Annotated in this window: 18 protein-coding genes; 10 read left to right on the forward strand and 8 right to left on the reverse strand. The window is 59.9% G+C overall.

Going from position 1 to position 19,380, the window contains the following annotated elements:
- Positions 1-7: 7 nt before the first annotated feature.
- From JAO77_RS01680 to JAO77_RS01695, 4 genes are all read left to right on the forward strand, one after another.
- Positions 8-1,474: a RagB/SusD family nutrient uptake outer membrane protein gene (locus JAO77_RS01680; protein WP_198988540.1), complete on the forward strand. Its 1,467-nt coding sequence runs from the start codon at positions 8-10 to the stop codon at positions 1,472-1,474.
- Between the two features lie 174 nt (positions 1,475-1,648).
- Positions 1,649-3,205: an alpha/beta hydrolase fold domain-containing protein gene (locus JAO77_RS01685; protein WP_198988541.1), complete on the forward strand. Its 1,557-nt coding sequence runs from the start codon at positions 1,649-1,651 to the stop codon at positions 3,203-3,205.
- A gap of 103 nt (positions 3,206-3,308) precedes the next feature.
- The gene (locus JAO77_RS01690) at positions 3,309-4,688 is read left to right on the forward strand and encodes a PQQ-dependent sugar dehydrogenase (protein ID WP_198988542.1); all 1,380 of its coding nucleotides are present in this window, start codon (positions 3,309-3,311) and stop codon (positions 4,686-4,688) included.
- Between the two features lie 139 nt (positions 4,689-4,827).
- Positions 4,828-5,781, forward strand: coding sequence for a HEAT repeat domain-containing protein (locus JAO77_RS01695; protein WP_198988543.1), 954 nt, complete (start codon positions 4,828-4,830; stop codon positions 5,779-5,781).
- Between the two features lie 152 nt (positions 5,782-5,933).
- On the opposite strand, the gene JAO77_RS01700 is transcribed toward JAO77_RS01695, so the two are convergent.
- Both JAO77_RS01700 and JAO77_RS01705 read right to left on the reverse strand, forming a co-directional pair.
- Positions 5,934-6,854: a pirin family protein gene (locus JAO77_RS01700; RefSeq protein WP_198988544.1), complete on the reverse strand. Its 921-nt coding sequence runs from the start codon at positions 6,852-6,854 to the stop codon at positions 5,934-5,936.
- A 124-nt stretch (positions 6,855-6,978) separates the two neighbouring features.
- Complete coding sequence (locus JAO77_RS01705; protein ID WP_198988545.1) at positions 6,979-7,698, reverse strand: DUF72 domain-containing protein; 720 nt, start codon at positions 7,696-7,698, stop codon at positions 6,979-6,981.
- A 208-nt stretch (positions 7,699-7,906) separates the two neighbouring features.
- Between JAO77_RS01705 and JAO77_RS01710 the strand changes: the two genes are divergently transcribed.
- Positions 7,907-9,352, forward strand: coding sequence for an amidohydrolase family protein (locus tag JAO77_RS01710; RefSeq protein ID WP_198988546.1), 1,446 nt, complete (start codon positions 7,907-7,909; stop codon positions 9,350-9,352).
- 134 nt (positions 9,353-9,486) lie between these two features.
- Here JAO77_RS01710 and arsS read toward each other — a convergent pair whose 3' ends face one another.
- Both arsS and JAO77_RS01720 read right to left on the reverse strand, forming a co-directional pair.
- Positions 9,487-10,533: an arsenosugar biosynthesis radical SAM (seleno)protein ArsS gene (gene arsS, locus JAO77_RS01715; RefSeq protein ID WP_198988547.1), complete on the reverse strand. Its 1,047-nt coding sequence runs from the start codon at positions 10,531-10,533 to the stop codon at positions 9,487-9,489.
- Positions 10,534-10,598: 65 nt separating this feature from the next.
- Positions 10,599-10,931: an arsenosugar biosynthesis-associated peroxidase-like protein gene (locus JAO77_RS01720; RefSeq protein WP_144851707.1), complete on the reverse strand. Its 333-nt coding sequence runs from the start codon at positions 10,929-10,931 to the stop codon at positions 10,599-10,601.
- A 143-nt stretch (positions 10,932-11,074) separates the two neighbouring features.
- Here JAO77_RS01720 and arsM point away from each other — a divergent pair, with 143 nt between their 5' ends.
- Complete coding sequence (gene arsM / locus JAO77_RS01725; RefSeq protein ID WP_198988548.1) at positions 11,075-12,043, forward strand: arsenosugar biosynthesis arsenite methyltransferase ArsM; 969 nt, start codon at positions 11,075-11,077, stop codon at positions 12,041-12,043.
- Here the strand turns inward: arsM and JAO77_RS01730 are convergent.
- Entirely contained in the window at positions 12,040-12,660 is a 621-nt protein-coding gene (locus JAO77_RS01730) for a TIGR04282 family arsenosugar biosynthesis glycosyltransferase (protein ID WP_198988549.1), read from the reverse strand. The genes arsM and JAO77_RS01730 overlap by 4 nt on opposite strands.
- Positions 12,661-12,827: 167 nt before the next feature.
- Positions 12,828-13,562 (reverse strand): TIGR04283 family arsenosugar biosynthesis glycosyltransferase, encoded by a 735-nt coding sequence (locus JAO77_RS01735; RefSeq protein ID WP_198988550.1) that lies wholly within the window; start codon positions 13,560-13,562, stop codon positions 12,828-12,830.
- Between the two features lie 85 nt (positions 13,563-13,647).
- Here JAO77_RS01735 and JAO77_RS01740 point away from each other — a divergent pair, with 85 nt between their 5' ends.
- Together JAO77_RS01740 and JAO77_RS01745 are read left to right on the forward strand one after the other, a co-directional pair.
- Positions 13,648-14,604: a sterol desaturase family protein gene (locus JAO77_RS01740; RefSeq protein WP_198988551.1), complete on the forward strand. Its 957-nt coding sequence runs from the start codon at positions 13,648-13,650 to the stop codon at positions 14,602-14,604.
- A 334-nt stretch (positions 14,605-14,938) separates the two neighbouring features.
- Positions 14,939-15,397: a hypothetical protein gene (locus JAO77_RS01745; protein WP_198988552.1), complete on the forward strand. Its 459-nt coding sequence runs from the start codon at positions 14,939-14,941 to the stop codon at positions 15,395-15,397.
- A gap of 99 nt (positions 15,398-15,496) precedes the next feature.
- On the opposite strand, the gene JAO77_RS01750 is transcribed toward JAO77_RS01745, so the two are convergent.
- Entirely contained in the window at positions 15,497-16,021 is a 525-nt protein-coding gene (locus tag JAO77_RS01750) for a vitamin K epoxide reductase family protein (protein ID WP_198988553.1), read from the reverse strand.
- 119 nt (positions 16,022-16,140) lie between these two features.
- Here JAO77_RS01750 and JAO77_RS01755 point away from each other — a divergent pair, with 119 nt between their 5' ends.
- Together JAO77_RS01755 and JAO77_RS01760 are read left to right on the forward strand one after the other, a co-directional pair.
- Positions 16,141-17,133 carry a glycoside hydrolase family 43 protein gene (locus JAO77_RS01755; protein WP_198988554.1) on the forward strand — a complete coding sequence of 331 codons (993 nt, stop codon included), beginning with the start codon at positions 16,141-16,143 and terminating at the stop codon, positions 17,131-17,133.
- Between the two features lie 367 nt (positions 17,134-17,500).
- The gene (locus JAO77_RS01760; protein WP_198988555.1) at positions 17,501-18,424 is read left to right on the forward strand and encodes a manganese catalase family protein; all 924 of its coding nucleotides are present in this window, start codon (positions 17,501-17,503) and stop codon (positions 18,422-18,424) included.
- A gap of 193 nt (positions 18,425-18,617) precedes the next feature.
- On the opposite strand, the gene JAO77_RS01765 is transcribed toward JAO77_RS01760, so the two are convergent.
- Positions 18,618-19,295 carry a hypothetical protein gene (locus JAO77_RS01765; protein ID WP_198988556.1) on the reverse strand — a complete coding sequence of 226 codons (678 nt, stop codon included), beginning with the start codon at positions 19,293-19,295 and terminating at the stop codon, positions 18,618-18,620.
- Positions 19,296-19,380: the final 85 nt, after the last annotated feature.

A 19,380-nucleotide genomic window follows, 5' to 3' on the forward strand; every position in this document is an offset into this window, starting at 1 on the left:
TCCTACCATGAAGAATAACCTATTTACACCCCGTCGCTTTTGGCGCACGGGCACGGTAGCCGCGGCGCTGGCCGTGGGCCTCACGTCGTCGTGCGGCAAGTTTCTGGATGTGGCGCCCCAGGGCCAGCCCACCAGCCAGCAGTTTTTCCAGACCCAGGCCGATGCCACGGCCGCCGTAAACGCGCCCTACGGCAAGCTGCGCGAGTGGAACCTGTCGGCATTCAACTGGCTGGCTGTTACCACGCTAACGTCGGATGATGCCGAGAAAGGTAGCGTGGCCGGCGACGCTGAGTTTTTGAACGAGTTCACCTTCTTCCGCCTCACGCCTACCTCGGGGCCGGTGGGCGGCTATTGGGATGGCCAGTATCAGCAGATTAACCTCTGCAACCAGGTCATTCAGAACGTGCCGGGCATTAACATGGATGCCACCCTGCGCGGCCGCTACGTAGGCGAGGCGAAGTTTCTGCGGGCGCTGGCTTACTTCAACTTGGTACGGGCCTACGGTGGTGTGCCGCTGCTGCTGAAAGTAGCCGAAACCGCCGAGGAACTGAACCCCAGCCGCGCCACCCGCGATGAGGTGTACACGGCCATCATCGCCGACGCGACGGATGCCGCCGCGGTGCTGCCCGCCGCCTACGGCGCCTCCGACGTAGGCCGCGCCACCAAGGGCGCCGCCCTCACGCTGCTGGCCAAGGCGCAGCTGTACCAGAAGAACTACGCGGCCTCGCTGGCCGCTTCCGACCAAGTGCTGGGCCTAGGGTACTCGCTGGCGAGCAATTTCTACGACATGTTCCGCATCCGGGGCGAGAACAATAGCGAGTCGATTTTTGAGGTGCAGTGCACCACGCTGGCCGGCAACTGCGACGCGTCTAATTCGCAGTGGGCGGAGTGCCAGATGGTGCGCCCGCAGTTTGGCTGGGGCTTCTTCAATCCCACTGCCGACCTGGCCAATGCCTTTGAGCCCGGCGACCAGCGCCGCCTAGGTACCATTTTGGAGCGCGGTACCACTACGCCCGATGGCGACGTGATTGCGGCCAACTCGTCGAACCCGCGCTATAACATGAAGGCCTACGTGCCCAACTCGGCGCCCAAAACTTGCGGTTACGGCCGTGACCAGAACATTCGGGTGTTTCGTTTTGGCGAGGCGCTGCTCCTCAATGCCGAGGCAGCCAACGAGCTAGGCCAGACTGCTAAGGCCCTGGCCGCTGTGAACCGCGTGCGCACCCGCGCCGGGCTGAGCACGCTACCTAGCTCCATTTCGCAGGCCGACCTGCGCCAGGCCATCTGGAAAGAGCGCCGCGTAGAGCTGGCCCTAGAATATGGCGACCGGTTCTTTGACCTTGTGCGCCAGGGCCGTGCGGCTACCGTATTGGCCAGCAAAGGTTTCGTGGCCAATAAAAACGAGCTGATGCCACTGCCGCTCAATCAGATTACGCTCAGCGGCGGCAAGCTGACGCAGAACCCTGGTTATTAGCCTGGTAACTACTTAGGTAGCTAATGTAAGCGGCCCGCGCCCTAGGTGCGGGCCGCTTTGTTTGTAGTGGAAAGAGGCCGGAGCTTGGGCTGAAATAAATGCGGCGTCCGAGCGTTGACAGTTCCCGCTATCTGATAATTTGGCTGGCTGCAGTCTACTTTACGTTGCTAGCTTATGCAAAAAATAGTTTGTTTGTGGGTGTGCCTGTTTGGCCTCGTATGTTCGGCCCACGGCCAGAATGCCGCCGCAGCCTGCGGCAACGGCCGTTACGTTGAGGATATTTTTACGGACGCAGACATTCAAACCACGTCCGGCGTACTGTTCGGCCGCAACACTGTTCGCAGTTACACCACCAATACCGAAGGCCCTCCCAAAGACCTGCTCCTCGACGTGTATCAGCCGGCGGGCGATGGGGCCGTGCAACGCCCGCTCCTGCTTTTTGCATTCGGTGGGGCTTTTGTTACTGGTAGCCGCACCGATGCAGAGGTGGTAAGCATCTGTCGGCGCTTTGCGCGTAAGGGCTACGTGGCCGCCGCCATCGACTACCGGCTTATGCAGTTGGATGGCCCGACCTTGGCCGCCAATGCCGCTATTTATGCTAATAACCTAGCAGATGAAGTAGTACGAGCCACCAACGACATGCGGGCCGCCGTGCGCTACTTCAAGTACGACGCGGCCGGGGCGAATGCGTACCACATCGACCCTGCGCGCATCTTCGTGGGTGGCTACTCGGCCGGGGCCATCACGGCGTTGCAAGTAGCTTATACCGATACTGATACCGAAAACAGCAATGCGGCCGTGAACGCGGCATATGCCACCTACGGCGGCCTAGAGGGCAATACCGACCTACCTGGCACGCCGTTGCTGGGTGCTTACACTTCAAAAGGCCTGGTGGGGGTCGTGAACCTGGCGGGCGGCGTCAACGACCTAGGGCTGCTGAGTGCCGGCAACCCGCCACTCTACAGCGCCCAAGGCACTACCGACGACGTAGTGCCTTATAACTGCGGCACCATCCAGCCCACGCAGTTCACTATTTGTGGCAGTGGTGCGCTGCAACCGGTGGCTACGGCCGCGGGCATCCTCAATCAGCTGCATCCGGTGGCAAACGGCAGCCACAGCAGCCCCGTCACCGACCCCGAATATACGCAGATTATCAACGAGGCGGCTGCGTTTTTGCAGCCGCTGGTTTGTGCGGCGCCGCTGCCGGTCACGCTCACGAGCTTTAGCGGGCGCGTGGCCCCTGACGATTGCACCGCCACCCTGGCCTGGCAAACCGCCACCGAGCACAATAGCTACGCTTACGAGGTGCAGGGCTCTAGCGATGGCCAGGCCTACGAGCGCCTGAGCACCGTGCCTAGCCGCAACCGGGCGGCGGGCGCCAGCTACTCGTTTCGGGTGGGCCGGCGCGTGGAGCTTCGCTATTTCCGGCTACGAATGCTGGATATTGGCGGCGCGGCAGCCTTTAGCCCGGTGGTGGCGCTGGCCAGTTGCAGCGGTGCCCCGCTAGTGGTGGCACCCACCCCCTCCCGCGACCAAGCCACGGTGAGCGGCTTGCCAGCCGGGCGATGCATAGGAGTGCTCTACAGCGCCACGGGGCAGGTAATGGCGCAAGCCAGTGGCACCACTACCATCAGCCTGCGCCTAGGTGGCCTGGCGCCGGGCATCTACCTGCTTAAGGTGCAGCACGAAAGCGGTGCCACCGTGGGCACGGCCAAGGTGGTAAAAGAATGAGTAATAATGCGCTCGGAACGCAACTAATACGGCGCAGGCTAGTAAAAAGCGCAACTCTTGCGAGTAGATTTTTCATCTGCTCCTCATTATTGTCGCGCTTACTATGACTCCTAAATATGCCCATTTGCTGCCGGCCCTAGTTCTGCTTGCCGCGTGCAGCAGCGGCCCCAGCAAAGAAGAAAAGCAGCAAGCCCAGGCCGATAACCCGGCCCAAACTATTACCACGCCCAAAGCCGAAACGGTGCATCTGCCGGAGCCTTACGACACCAAATCGGTGACTAAGCGCGTCGATATCATCGACTGGCCGGCCGGCAAAACCCCCACTGCCCCGGCGGGCTTCACAGTTACGGAATTTGCGGGTGAGCTCCAGAGTCCGCGCTGGGCCTACGTGGCGCCTAATGGCGACGTGTTTGTGTCGGAGGCCGCTACGCTGCCCAAGGGGGCCAAAAAGCAAGTGGCCGCCACGCTGAACCTCGACAAGTCGCGCTCGCTACAGCGTACCAGTGCCAACCGCATCACGCTTTTTCGCGACACCAACGGCGACGGCAAGCCCGACCTGCGCTCCGTGTTTCTGACCGACCTCGACCAACCCTTTGGCATGCTGGTGATGGACAACGCGTTTTACGTGGCCAACACCAACGGCGTGCTGAAATATCCTTATCAGCCAGGCCAAACCAAGATGACGGCCACCGGCCAGAAAATCATGGACCTGCCCGAGGGCGGCTACAACAACCACTGGACCCGTAACCTGCTGGCTAGCAAAGACGGCAAGAAGATACTCGTGACCGTAGGCTCGGGCTCGAACGTGCAAGAGCACGGGGCCGAAAACGAAAAGCGCCGCGCTAACATCCTCGAAATTAACCCGGATGGCTCGGGCGAGAAGGTGTTTGCCAGCGGCCTACGCAATCCCATCGGCTTGGCCTACTACCCCGGCACCAGCACGCTGTGGGCAGCCGTGAATGAGCGCGACGAGCTAGGCGACGAGCTAGTGCCCGACTACATCACGAGCGTGAAAGAGGGCGGCTTCTACGGCTGGCCCTACTCGTACTTCGGCCAAAATGAGGACCCCCGCCGCAAGGGCGAGCGCCCCGACCTAGTGCAAAAAGCCATTGTGCCCGATGTGCCTATGGGCCCGCACGTGGCGACCCTAGGTCTCACTTTCTACGATAAAAAAGCCTTCCCCGCCAAGTACCAAAACGGTGCCTTCGTGGGCGAGCACGGCTCCTGGAATCGCTCGCAGTACTCGGGCTATCAGGTGGCCTTCGTGCCCTTCCAAGATGGAAAGCCCAGCGGCAAACCCGAGCCCTTCCTCACCGGCTTCCTGGTTGGCGGCGACTCTGACAAAGCCCACGGCCGCCCCGTAGGTGTAGTCACCATGCCCGATGGCGCCCTGCTCGTGACCGACGACGCCGGCAACAAAGTGTGGCGCGTGAGCGCTACAACATCCAAATCAGTAGCCAGTTTAACTAAATCAAGTCGCTGACTTAGAAACTAGTTCTAATTCTTAAACAACCTTTACCTATTCAGGTAAGGGTTGTTTTTATTAATACCTTTAGGTCTTCATAAAACAGTGGGCAGGTTAGTAGACCAAGCCTGTCTCATTTACTAGTCAGCATGTTTATATGCGTTTAGTAGCGTTCTTGTTTGTATTGCTGCTCGCCACTAGCCAGCTGGCACAGGCTACCACTTGGGACGAACCCTGGCACGAAGCTGTGGTAAAAAAAGCTGACTGTTTCGTGCTAGCACGTGTTACGGCTGTTGACGCCCAAAAGGGAATTACTATTGATGTGCTTAACTCATTAGCAGGCGAGCCAATAACAGGAATTATCCAGATAACAAGCTTTTATAGCTTGGACCTCTGTAGTCGGTCGGCTGGCGAGAACCCCGAATTTTATGTGAAGGGCGCCGACTCTTGCTATTTCTTTTTGCAAAAGCGGCCAACTGGTACGTATGCATTGGCAACACCTACTACTGGCTTTGCTGTGGTGCAGCAAGGACAGGTAGCTGCCACTTATCGTCATAGCTACCACCAGGCATTAGTACCGCGAGCTATATATGAGCCTACCATGACAGCTGTTTTTCAGCACTACCATGGCCAATCGTATAATAAAGAGTATATTAATATGTTTGTGGCCAAGCAGTTGACGCAGCCACCTGCTCGAATAGATAAGGCAGGAATGCCAACATTTTTTGCACAGCACGTAGCGCTTGAAACCACTTATCACCTGGGTTTGGCTACGCAATACGAGGCAGTATTACCCTTCTTGCACGATACTACTAATTTTCATGCACAATTGTCAGCAGTGCGGGTGCTCACTGCTACGCCCACTCCCGAAGCTAAGCAGCAACTTCTTAAGTTACTGGCTGATAAACATACCGGCGATTTTGTGAAGGTAATAGCGGTCCAAACGTTGGCGGTTTATCAACCCAAAGAATTGAAGACGCAGTTAATGCAGTTAGCCCAAACAGCATCGGACAAAAAAAATAGCTTTGGAGGTAATATTATGGACCCGCGGGTGTGTACGCGGCTGCCAAGTGTGAAAAAGAGTCTAATAGACCTTGTCGCGCAACTGTAGCTAGGCATACCTGTTTCGCTATTTTGTTGACAGCTGAGCAGCTAGTGCTAGTCTCATAGCTGTTGCAGAAGGATATTTCATTTGCTTAGGAGAGTTATAAAACCACTCGCTAGTAGCGAAAAGAAATAAAAAACGCTTACGTCGTTTTCTAATTACGACAAAGCTTGCGGCGGGGGCGACCCAGTGCCCGCAGCGCGGGTGCGGTCGCTGGGTAGGGGTACAAACTCGTGATTATCGTTGGGTGGCAACAAGATGCGGCCGGCTTGCCAGTCGGCCTTAGCCTGCTCGATGCGCTCGCGGCGCGACGACACAAAATTCCACCAGATGAAACGCTCACCTAGGGGCTCGCCGCCCAGCAGCATGAGCGTGCTGGGCTCGCGGGCTATCAGCACCGGGTCGAGGCCCGGCGTGAATACTAGGAGCTGGCCGGGCGTGTACACGCGGCCATTTACTTCTACACTGCCTTTAGCCACGTAGGCGCCGCGCTCGGGGTAGCCGCGCGGCAGCCCAAAGCGGGCGCCCGCTTGCAGCACCACGTGTAGGTAGAACAGAGGCGAGTGTGTCTTGACGTCGTTTTTTAGGCCGAACGCATCGCCGGCGATCAGGCGCATCCACACGCCGGTATCGGTGAAAATGGGTAGCTCGCTGGGCTGGTAGTTGGTAAAAGCGGGCGCTTGCTCTTCGTCGGCTTCGGGTAGGGCTACCCAGGTTTGTATCATTTCAAGAGCGCCGCCGGCCAGGGTGGCGGGGTCCTCGAAGCGCTCGGAATGGGCGATGCCGCTGCCGGCGGTCATCCAGTTTACCTCGCCCGGCCGGATGATTTGCTCGACGCCTAGGCTATCGCGGTGCGTCACTTGCCCGCCGAATAAGTAGCTCACCGTGCTTAGGCCAATGTGCGGGTGCGGCAGTACATCCAGGTTCGGCAACTGCCCCGGCGCCACTTGCACTGGCCCAGCGTGGTCCATAAAAATGAATGGCCCCAGCATCCGGCGCAGGCGGTAGGGGAGGATGCGCTTCACGGCAAACCCCGGCGCCAAGGCCGCCGGCCGAGCATCAATAATAAGGTCGAGCATAGGTAAGGGTATAGCTTGGACGTTGTAGTGCGAGCGCAGCGAGCATTCACATTAGCACAGCTTCCACTAGCATACCTAGGCGCAGGAGGCGAGTTACGCTCGTGCTCGGACTACAACGCCCAAGCTACAGCAGGCCGCGCATTTCTTGCGCGTTGCCGATGGCCGAGCCGCCGATATCATTATTGAAATACAAATACGCCTGCTCCACGCCGGGTGCGGCGGCCACTGCGGCCGCGTAGCGTCCTAGGGCCTCGCTAGAGTAGGGCGAGGCGTAGAGGTCGGGCACGCCATGGAAGCGGTAGTAGAGCGTGGGCGCGGTGGCCACCACGGCATCGGGCAGCAGCGGATGGCTTTGGCCGCAAAAGACCACGCCGCGCTGCCGCAACTCGTGGTACACCTCCTCGCGCCACCAGCTAGGGTGTCTAAATTCAAGCACATTGATAAAGCTGGGGTCGAGGCAGTCGAGGATGCGCGTGAGCCGGTCAGGCTCATACGCCATGCGTGGCGGCAGCTGAAACAGCACCGGCCCCAGCTTTTCGAGCAGGCCCCGGCCAGTGGTGTCGTAGAAGTCGCCGAGCAGCTGGCCCACGCCGTGAAATTGCTTGTAGTGCGTGATGAGCTTGGGCGCCTTCACCGCAAACTGGAAGTCAGCGGGCGCCTGGGCGTACCAATTTTCGAGAAAAGAAAGCTGCGGAAAGCGGTAGAATGTGACGTTCAGCTCCAGCGTGCGAAAGTGCTGGCTATAAAACTCAAACCAACGCCGCATGGGCAGCTTATCGGGATAGAAAACGCCGCGCCAGTGCCGGTAGTGGTAGCCAGAGCAGCCAATGTGATAAGTAGGCATAAGCCTGACAGACGTTTTTTGGGTGGCCTAGGTTGTTAAAAATCAGCGCGCAACAGTTTTTGGGCTGGCGTAAGCCAGACGGTAGCGTGGACTTTTAGTCCGCGGGTTGAGGGTCTTATTTCACTCGCGGACTGAAAGTCCGCGCTACGGTATACCGCCCCGAAAACGCTTTAAGTCGGATATTACACACCCATCCCACTGCTCGCTTATGAAAAAGTCGCTACTCCTGCCTCTACTGTTCTTGGCAGCCGTGCCCGCCCAGGCGCAGCCAACGGCTAGCCCCAAAGCCCCGCCACAGTTCACGCCGCAGGTCAAGGAATACATCAAGGTGAATGCGCCGGTGGTGGCGCTCACCGATGCCAAAGTCATCGACGGCACCGGCCGGCCCGCGCTGCTGCACCAGACCGTGCTGCTGCGCAATGGCCGCATCGAGCAGGTAGGCGCCGCCAAAAAAGTGAAGGTGCCAGCCGGTGCCGAGGTCATTAATTGCGCTGGCAAAACGCTGATTCCGGGGCTGGTGATGCTGCACGAGCACCTCTACTACACCATGCCGGCGGGTGGGCTCTTCAACATTGCCCAGATGCCGTACTCGTTCCCGAGGCTTTATCTGGCGGGTGGGGCTACCACCATCCGCACGGCCGGCAGTATCGAGCCGCAGACCGATTTGGCGATTCAGCGCCTCATCGGCGAGGGCAAATTCATCGGCCCCGACATGGACGTGACAGCGCCCTACATGGAGGAGCCCGGCATGGATATTCCGGCCCTGAACACTATCAAAGGCCCCGCCGATGCGGCTGCTTCGACCAAGTTTTGGGCCGACCGGGGCTGTACGTCGTTCAAGATGTACATGCACGCTACCCGCGCCGACCTGGCCGCCGTGGTGCAGGAGGCTCACCAGCGCCACCTCAAAGTGACCGGCCATCTCTGCGCCATCACCTACCGCGAGGCCGCCGAAACCGGCATCGACAACCTAGAGCATGGCTTCATGGCCAGCTCCGACTTCGTGACCGGCAAGGCCGCTGATGCTTGCGACTACCCCGCCGCTCGCCAGGCCTTGCAGCGCCTGCCCCTCGGTAGCCCCGCCATGGCCGACCTCATCAAGCTCTTGATTAGCAAGAACGTGGCGCTCACCTCTACGCTGCCCGTGTTTGAGCCCTACACCGGCCGCGAGGTGGTTCTAGGTGGTGGCCTCGACGCGCTGGTGCCGCAGCTGCAAGAGCGCGAAACTGCCACTTGGAAAAGCAACCAGGGCAAGGACACGGCCAGCGTGGCACTGTTCAAGAAAGAGCAGGCCTGGGAAAAGCAGTTTTACGATGCGGGCGGCCTGCTCGTGGCCGGCACCGATCCCACCGGCGCGGGCCGCACCATCGCGGGCTACGCCAACCGCCGCGAAATTGAGCTGCTCGTGGAAGGCGGTTTTACGCCACTGCAAGCCATCAAAATCTGCACCCTCAACGGCGCTAAGTACCTAGGGCGCGACCGTGAAATCGGTACCATCGAGCCCGGCAAGCAGGCCGACTTGGTGCTGATAAACGGCGACCCCGAAAAGGACATCCGTCAGCTGCGCCAAATGGAAATAGTATTCAAGCACGGCGTAGGCTTCGATTCGCCTAAGCTATTTGAGTCGATGAAAGGGAAGGTCGGGCTGAACTGAGCGCGTTTATAAGCAACCGAAAACCGGCTGTCATGCTGAGCTTGCGAAGCATCTTATCACGTTGGATTACGGCCTCTGACGTGATAAGATGCTTCGCAAGCTCAGCATGACAGGCGTTCTTTCTTTTGACTATTTTACACCGTAGTGCCGCCGCAGCTGGAGCCGCTGCCGGCCGTGCAGCCGTAGCAGTGCTCGTTGATGACGATGGCGCGCTCGGCCAGTGCGGCAGCGTCGAAATCGCGGATGTGCTGCACGGGGCTGGCCACCCCTAGGTCGAGCATTTGGTTGAAATCGCAGTCGTAGAGGCCGCCGTCCCAGCTTACGGAAAGGGTGCTGCGGCACATCACGCCGGCAGCAGCGGCGGGGTTAAAGGCTGTCACGAGTTTCTCCATGTAGCCCGCGTAGTTGTTCGACTCGATGAGGTAGTCGAGGTAGCGGCTCACGGGTAGGTTGGTGATAGCGAATAAGTTGTTGAAGACAATGCCGTGGTCTTTGAGCAGCGCCCGCTTAAACTGCTGCTCTAGCCCGAGCTGCGCGCCCGGCAAAAAAGCCCCGCTGGGGTTATACACCAGGTTCAGCACCAAGCCGCTGCCGGGCTGCCCATAGCCCACCGCATTGAGCATGTGCAGGGCCCGGATAGAGTCGGCGAACACGCCCGCGCCGCGCTGCCGGTCGGTTTTATCGGCACTGTAAAAGGGCAGCGAACTCACCACTTCCACGCCGTGCTGCCGGAAAAACTCGGGCAGGTCGTGGTACTTCTTATTGGCCACGATGATAGTTAGGTTGCAGCGCACCAGCACCTTGCGTCCTAGGTTCGTGATTTCCTCCACCAGCCAGCGGAAGTCGGGGTTCATCTCGGGGGCGCCGCCGGTGAGGTCCACGGTCTGGATATCGGTGCGGGCCAGCGCGTCGAGGCACTGCTGCATCGTTTCGCGGGTCATGATTTCCTTGCGGTCGGGGCCGGCATCGACGTGGCAATGGCGGCACACCTGGTTGCACATCTTGCCCACGTTGAGTTGGAGCACGGCCGGCGCCACTGGCCGCAGCGGCAGCAGCCCCACGCCCGCCAGCTGCTGATGAAACCGCGGCAGGTGCGCCGTGGCCGCCGCCTCGCGGCTCAGCACCGTGAGCTGAAAGGCAGAATCGGCCAGCTCGTGGCCAGTGGCTTTGAGTGATTTCATAGGGTGGTATTTGTTGTTCGTGTTTGGTCGTGCAGCGCTGCACGACCAAACACGAACAACAAGCCTTACATCGACAGTTCTTTTACTTTATTCATCATCTGCACGCCGTGTACCAGCGTGGCGCCGCCGCGGATAGCAGCGGCCACGTGCACGGCTTCCATCATTTCGGGTTCCGAGCAGCCTTTTTCGAGGGTGTCATTGGTGTAGGCGTCGATGCAGTAAGGGCACTGCACGGCGTGCGATACGGCCAGGGCAATAAGTGATTTTTCGCGGGCGGTGAGGGCGCCTTCGGCGAAAACGGCGCCGTAGTAGGCGAAGAATTTATCAGCAAATTCCTTCTGAAACTCGGCGATGTTGCCAAATTTTTTGAGGTCGGCGGGGTTGTAATACGAGTCCATGCGAGAGTCAGGGAAAAGAAAATGAGAGGGTAGGGGAACGCCAACCGCTTAGGTGGCTACTGCTAGGCAAGATAACAACGGGGGCGCCGGGCTGGTTGACCAGTGCCCCGTCATTCCAGCCCAAAACCTCGAACTGCCTACCCATGAGCTATCTCGCCACCACCGCCGACTTGTACCGCCAAGCCGCCCAAGAGCCGCAAGTGGGCCTGTGCTGCACCACCAACCCCGTGTGGCAGCTGCCGGGCCTACGCATCCCGCAGCGGATGCTGGCTATGAACTACGGCTGCGGCAGTACCGTGAACCCGCGCGACCTCACCAACAGCCCCACCGTGCTCTACGTAGGCGTGGGCGGCGGCATGGAGCTGCTGCAATTCAGCTACTTCAGCCGCCGGCCGGGCGCCGTGATTGGCGTGGATGTAGTATCAGAAATGCTCGTCGCCTCGCGTGAAAACATGCTGGAAGCCGCGCGCCAAAACGACTGGTTTAGTTCCGACTTTATCGACCTGCGGGCCGGCGACGCCCTCCACCTGCCCGTGGCCGACGAAAGCGTGGACGTAGCCGCCCAAAACTGCCTGTTCAACATCTTCAAGGCCGACGACCTGCGGCAAGCCCTGCAAGAAACCTACCGCGTGCTGCGCCCCCACGGCCGCCTCGTGATGTCGGACCCCACCTGCGAGCAGCCCATGAGCGACGAGCTGCGCGCCGATGAACGCCTGCGGGCTCTGTGCCTCACCGGCTCGCTGCCGCTGCAAGAGTACCTAGACATGATAACTGAGGTAGGCTTCGGCACCGTGGAAGTGCGGGCCCGGCGGGCCTACCGCGTGCTCTCGCCCCAGCACTACGCCACCGACGAGCTGATTTTTATCGAGAGCGTGGAAGTGTGCGCCATCAAAGACCCCATGCCGGCCGATGGACCGTGTATTTTCACGGGCCGCACCGCCATTTACTACGGCCAAGACGAGTACTTCGACGACCACAAGGGCCACGTGCTGCTGCAAAACCAGCCCCTGGCCGTGTGCGACAAAACGGCCGCCGCCCTGCTGGCCCTAGGTCGCGACGACGTGTTCGTGTCGCCCTCCACGTACTTCTACGATGGCGGGGACTGCTGCTAGCGCCCTGCCCGCCACGCGGCCAGGTCAGCGCCCGAGTCTACGTCGGCCAGGGTTGGCAGTTGGGCCACGCGCAGCCCTAGGTGCTCAGCGTCGGCTAAAGTGGTCGCTAGCACGGTGTCAGTACTCCACTGCTTGTTAGCGAATAAGCTAGCGTGTAGCTCATTCACTCCTAGTAGATAGTAGCCGCCATCGGTGGCCGGGCCTACTACTAAGTCGTGGGTGGCTAGTTGCGCGAAAGCTTGTCGTAGCAGGTCGGCCGTGAGGCCCGGGCAATCGGTGCCAATGATGACCACGTGCCCCGCGCCGGACGCAAATGCCTCAGCAAAGGCGTGGGCCATGCGCTCGCCGAGCAAGCCCGCGGGGGGTTGCACCCGCCAGGGCAGGCCGGGCCATTCGGGGCGGGCGGCGCTGGCGGGGAGACCTAGGGCCGTGGTAGCCGGTGCTTCGGCCAGCCACACGGTGGCTGGCACCTGGGCCGCCCGCACAGCCGCCGCCGTTACAGCTAAGAGTTCGCGATAGGTGGCCAGTGCTGCCTCGGGGCCGATATCGGCCGCCAAGCGGGTTTTTACCCGGCCGAGTATGGGTTCGCGGGCGAAGATGAGTAGGTGTTCCAACATTTGTTCTAGGTCGAGGCGCTACTTGTACTGTTCATATACACTTCGTTTTGTCATGCTGACGCAGGAAGCATCTTATCACGCAAGGACCTAACCTGACAAGATGCTTCCTGCATCAGCATGACAGTCAAAGAAGGGCATTAAGTTAAGTAGCAATTAATTAAGCTTAGCTACAGCTTGCCCTGTCGGATAAGGCGCCGGTACAGCCGCACCAAGTTGTCTTGCGACACGCCGGCCCAGTACAGCAGCACGATGAGCGTAAAAATGCCTTGCAGCCGCAGCACGCCATTGGCCAGGTACTTGCGGGCCGAGGTCGTAACGGCCCGCGGCAGCACCACGAAGGGCGCCCGCGCCCGCAAGCGCTGCACAATTTCTTGGTCTTCCATTACTTGCAAGTCTTCGCGATAGCCGCCTAGGTCGGCAAATAGCTCGCGGCGCACAAATAGGCTTTGGTCGCCGAAGCGCAGGAACGTAAAGGGTAAGCGCGTGCACCAGGCGCTGAACCGCAAAAACCAGTGCCCATTGTCAAAGGCCAGCCGGTAGCAGCCACTGTCGTTGCCCTGCGCCAAGGCTTGCCCTAGGTCGGCCAGAAAGCCGGACGGCGGGTACGAGTCGGCGTGCAAGAAGTACAGTACCTCGCCCCGTGCCTGCGTGGCGCCGTAGTTGAGCTGGGCGGCGCGGCCCTTGCGTGGGCTGCGGTGCACCGTGGCACCGGCTTGCTGGGCCACGGCCACGGTGGCATCGGTGCTGCCGCCGTCTATCACCAGCAGTTCGGGCGCGGGCGCACTGCCGGCGGCTATTTGCAGGTAATGCAGTAGCTCGCCGATGCTTGCCGCTTCGTTGTAGGTAGGAATGATGATGCTAACCAAGGGCTGTATTGAAAAGGCCGTGCCACTGGGGCGCATTGCCGGCCCGAAAGTACTAGCGATTGACAACCAGCGGACGTCCTAGGGGGTATTGCTAGGGCTAAGCGTGGACTTTGTAGTCCGCATGCGTAAGCGCGCAACCACTAGCGGACTACAAAGTCCGCGCAACTTCAAGCTGCTGATTTCTACTAGCCCCGCCGTGAATATCTTCCCCGTCAACCACCCGCTGCTCAAGCGTTTCGACCGCTGGGCGGGCCCGGCCCTGGCCGCCCTGGCCGTGGGCCTGCTGCTGCTCGAAACCACGCGCCCGCTGCGCCGCCGCACCCGCCCGCGCCCCGAGCGCTGGCGGCGCAATGTACTGCTGGCCGCCCCCTCGCTGCCGGCCATGCGCCTGACCTTGCTGCCCGCTATGGTGGGCCTGGCGCGGCTGGCGGCACCTAGGCGCATGGCACAGCTACTGGCGCGCTTGCCCCAAGTGCCGCGCCTGGTGTTGGAAGTGCTGGTGCTTGATTACCTGGCGTATACCTGGCACCGGCTATTGCACTCGCCCGCGCTATGGCGGCTGCACCGGGTGCACCACAGCGACCTCGACATGGACCTCACGACGGCGTGGCGCTTCCACTTTGGCGAAATGCTGGCCAGCATTCCGTACCGGGCGGGGCTGCCCGCGCTGCTGGGTGTGCGCCCTGCCACGGCCCTGGGGTACGAGGCAGTGTTCGAAGCATTCACGGCCTTTCAGCACGCCAACTGGCGCCTGCCCATTGCCCTAGAACGCCGACTGGCCCCCTGGCTGATGACGCCGCGCCTGCACGGCATTCACCACTCTGTGGTGCAGCGCGAAACGGATAGCAATTTCGGCGTCGTGCTCATGCTGTGGGACTTCTTGCACCGTACCCGGCGCTTCGACGTGCCGCAGCAAGCCATTACCATTGGTGTGCCTGCCTACCCCGACCCTGCCGGCCAAACAGTGGGGCGCCTGCTCGAGCTACCGCTAGAGCCCCTGCGCCCTTGGGCGCGGCCCGATGGCTCGGTGCCCGCGCCTCACCCCACGCCGTTGCCCCTAGGGGGGCTGGCAGGGTGATAGCCCTGATGGTCAGTATGTTGAAGAATTGGGATTAGCTAGTGCGTAAGGGTGCCGACAAGCAGTGCCGCAGGGTAAGCTCGAAGTAGCGGGGTGCCTGCAGTATCATTGGGGTACGCTATCAGTTGGCTTCTGAGCTGCCGCCTCAACTACACTGCCACCCTCTATGAAATACCTTTTGCTATTAGCGCCAGTTTTGGCTTGTTTGGTTTCCTGCCAAGAGGCTCCTACTACCGCCTCTGCCCCTGCGGCAGAACCCACGCCGACCAAGCAGGCACCGCTTAGCGCCGACTCAACTAAGCCAGCAGCCAAGCCAGAATATGTCGAGTCGGCTATGCTCACTGTTAATGGCCAGCCGGTTAAGGAGCTTACCACTAGCCAACTAGTGCACCAGTTGGGGCGCCCCGGCAAAATTGATAAGGGCGCCGTAGAATGCGGCGCTAGGTTAGAGATTCTGAACAAGATAGACAGCCCCGCTGGTGACATTTGGTACTACGGCAACACCAGATATGAAGTGAGTGGCCCCCACGCCATTTTATCCAGCTTCGATGTCACAACGGGTAAGTTTCAGGGCAAGCTGGGGCAACTTATCCTCAATCAGAATACTACCTTGGAAGACGTACGTCGCATCTTCCCAGAGGCCGCCAAGCAAGCTGATGTGCCAAGTACCGGGCGGCCGGGGGAGGAGATGAGCTTGCCTTTCTATTACAAAGGAGAACAAATGGATGAGTCCTTGAACCTGCTATTCAAGAAGGGGCATCTACAAGAAGTAGAGTTTTTCTCTCCTTGTTAAGCGCTCGCGCTTAGCCAAACACCGAGGCTTTCTCGGCTCATAAAAAAAGCACCTAGGGCCTCAGGCCTCAGGTGCTTTTTTTTTATGCTAACCTAGAGCTTACGCTGCAGCTTTCTTTTTGCCAAACAGCGTCTTAAATGCCTTTATCGCCTCGGGCACGGCTAGTACGGCCGCGGCCGTGGCAGCTACAGTAGAGGCCTGGCAGTAGAAGCACAGTTTCTTATTTTCCTGCCACTCTTCGCGACCCAGCTGCACGTTGGTAACCAGGTCAATAAGGGTTTTGCCGAGCAGCGCCACGGGCAGCCAGGGGAGGGTAGTGGCGCGCTCCTGGCCGCCGGCCGAGGCCAGGATGGTCGTGATGCCGCCGGTCACTATCATGGCGGGGGCGTCGGGCATTTGCAGGCGCTTGTAGCCGTAGTCGGAGGCATCGACTTTGTCGGAGTCGAATACCGACAGGGGCGGGTCGGGTAGGTGCGAGATGACGCCGGTTTGGTAGAGGGTCACAATTTGGCCGGCCGCCACGGTTACGAGCGAGAGGCCTATAATCCAGCGGCGGCGGTTGAGGTCGGGGCTGTGGCCGAGGCGCAGCTGGCGCGAGAGCTCGGCAGGGGCAAGAGTAGACATAGGGCGTGTGGAAAAGGATGCTGGTGGTACGCCGCCCTGCCTAGGCGGGTTGTAGCGCGCCGGGGCTAGCTGCGTCTTGTCGAGCTTTTTAATTAGTGCCGCGCCAGTACCTTGCCCCCATGAAAGCAATGCTCCTAGCGGCCGGGCTGCTGGCTACCAGTCTCGCCAGCCACGCCCAAGCCACCAAGCCGCGCACCAGCGGCAACCCCATTTTTCCGGGGTGGTACGCCGACCCCGACGCGGCCATTTTTAACAAGCAGTACTGGCTGTACCCTACCTACTCGGCGCCCTACGAGCAGCAGGTATACCTCGACGCTTTTTCCTCTCCCGACCTGGTGCACTGGACCAAGCACCCGCGCGTGCTGGACACGGCCAGCGTGAAATGGGCACACCGCGCTATGTGGGCGCCCGCTATTGTAGCTAAGGGCGGCAAGTATTACCTCTTCTTTGGGGCCAACGACTACCACCCCGAAAAGCCCAACGAGCCTCCAGGAGGCATCGGAGTAGCGGTGGCTGATAACCCCGCCGGGCCATTCAAAGACTACCTAGGCAAGCCGCTGGTAGGCACCATCGAAAACGGTGCCCAGCCCATCGACCAGTTTGTGTTTCAAGATAAAGACGGGCAGTACTACCTCGTGTACGGCGGCTGGCAGCACTGCAACATTGCCAAGCTCAAGCCCGACTTTACAGGTTTCTTGCCGATGGCTGATGGCAAGGTGTTCAAGGAGATTACGCCCCAGGGCTATGTAGAAGGCCCCATCATGTTCCGCCGCAATGGCAAGTACTACTTCATGTGGAGCGAGGGCGGCTGGACTGGCCCCGACTACTCGGTAGCCTACGCTGTGGGCGACTCGCCCTTCGGCCCGTTTGAGCGGGTAGGCAAAATTCTGGCCCAGGACCCCAAGGTGGGCACTGGCGCCGGTCACCACGCCGTTATCAACGTGCCCGGCACCGACAAGTGGTACATCGCCTACCACCGCCACCCAATAGGCGACAAAAACGGCAACCACCGCGTAGTGTGCCTCGAAGAAATGCACTTCGACGCCAAGGGCATGATTAAGCCCGTAGTACTGACCACCGAAGGGGTAGCGGCGCAGCCGCTGAAGCGCTAGCTATCGCCTCTAAGCTATCTGATAGGTACAGCCCCGCCCTGCTAAGGGGCGGGGCTGTTTGTTTTTAGCCATCTAAAAAGCCTGAAATCCAGATTTAAACAAATAATAATAAGGGGTGGTAAGGACAGAAATGGCTGCCAGCGAGCTACCTAGGGCAAGGCAGCTAAGCGCTTGCCTTAGAAGAAACCCCAGTAGCTACGCTGGTGGTAAAAGCGCAGATAAGCTTGACTATAAAAACCAGATAACCAAGGATTAAATACGTATAAATGACCAAAAGATGCACGTTCGCTTTGCGGGTATCTGCGTAACAATAAACGGTAGCGCTAAGTAGTGCCCGCCCATTTCTCACCTTCACTACCTGTTTCGCATGATACTTCGCCTCGACGAACTGGCACTTGACCTGCCAAAGCCGAAAAACCCGTCTGCCAATGATGCTGCTGCTATTCAGGAGCTGCTAGGGGGGAAATTTGGGGAGATGAGCACGCTGATGAACTACACGTTCCAGTCGTTCAACTTTCGGGGGCGCGACCGGCTCCGGCCGTTCTACGCGCTCACGTCGGCCATCGCGGCTGAGGAGTATTCGCACATCGAGGCGGTGAGCTACGCCATCAACCTGCTGCTGACCGGCGTAACCGAGCGTGGCAAAGACCCGGTGCCCGGCCCGCTAGCCGGTACCGCCGATGCGCGCAACTCGTACCACTTCCTGGCCAGCGGCCAGGCCGCCTTGCCCTTCGACTCGATGGGCAACCCCTGGACCGGCCAATACGTGAACAGCACGGGCACCTTGCGCCTCGACCTACTGCACAACTTCTTTCTCGAATGCGGCGCGCGGGCCAATAAAATCCGGGCCTACGAAACCGTAACTGACCCCTGCGCCCGCACCATGATTGGCTACCTGCTGGTGCGCGGCGGCCTGCACGTGTATGCCTACGCCAAAGCGCTGGAGGTAATTACGGGGGTTGATGTAAAGAAAATCATGCCTGTGCCGCCGCTCTCCAATGCCAAGTTTCCGGAGGCGGTCAAGTTTATGGAGCATGGCCTGCACCGCGAGCTCTATACCTTCTCGCCCAATGCCTACAAAGAAGCCGGCCTTATCTGGAACGGCGAGCACCCCGAAGACGGCTCGCAGCTAGTGGTGAAGGAAGGCGCCATCAAAGGCGTGCCCTACCCGGTGCTCGAAGAAGAGCCCCAGCTCAGCGCGCCCGGCGAAGACGACTTCGACCCCGAAATGTTCAAGGACATTGCCAAGAAGCTCGGCATCGCCGACGAGTGGAAGCAGCGCCACGGCTAGACACTAGGGTAGCTTTCAATAAACAAAAAAGGTCGTTCCTGTAATAGGAACGACCTTTTTTAGTGCGTGGACCCCACCCCCGGCCCCTCCCCTCCGGGAGAGGGGAGCCTATCGTTAGGTAACGCCTGCTTGCGTCAGGCTCCCCTCTCCCGGAGGGGAGGGGCCGGGGGTGGGGTCCACGCACTAGCTACAATTACTCAGCAGGCAGCGTGGCCTCGTAGGTGTCGGCAAACTTGAACTCTTCGAGCCAGTAATCGGAGCTGATGATGTCGTAGACCACGCTGGTATCGGTTTTTTCGCTGGGCGTGAGCTGCCACAGAATGGCGCTGGCCTCGGGAAACTCGCCGCCCGCTAGCTGGTTGCTAAATAAGCGGTGCAATAGGGCGCGGTCGCTGAGGCCGGGGGCGAGCAGGCGCAGCAGCGCAGTGGCCGGCTCTTGGTCGAGTAGCGCTAGGTCGGCGGGGTTGGCAGCGGTGATTTTTACCTTAAACTCGACCGCCTGCGGGTGCGGAAATTTGCCGTTGTAAGCGTCGTAGAGCAGCTGCGTGGCGTTGAAGAAGCGCTGGTGCAAAGCAAAATTGGGGTTTTCTTCCCACAGCTTTTCGGTCTGCATTTGGTGGGCAAGCTGGTCGAGCTGGCCCGCCGTGAGCTCGTCATTCACGAGGTGGCCGAGCACGACTTCGGCGGCCTCGGCGGGCTCTAGGTCGGTGAGGGCGAGCTGGGTCATTTCCTTGAGTTCGGCCGGGGCAATGGCCTCGGGGTTCTCGTAGTCGACCTTGGTGAGCAGGGCTAGGTAGTCGGCCGGCTGCCAGGCATTGGGCAGTTCGAAAAGGTGCTGGAAAGAAAGTCGTTCGACGGTGAAAGTTGACATCGGAAATGGAAGCGCCGGAATAGAGCGCCTAGGTCCGTGTACGTAATAACCTGGACTGATAACCGAAAGCTACATTTCTACCAAG

Origin of the sequence: Hymenobacter sp. BT559, from assembly GCF_016427535.1 — a bacterium.
Lineage (GTDB): Bacteria > Bacteroidota > Bacteroidia > Cytophagales > Hymenobacteraceae > Hymenobacter.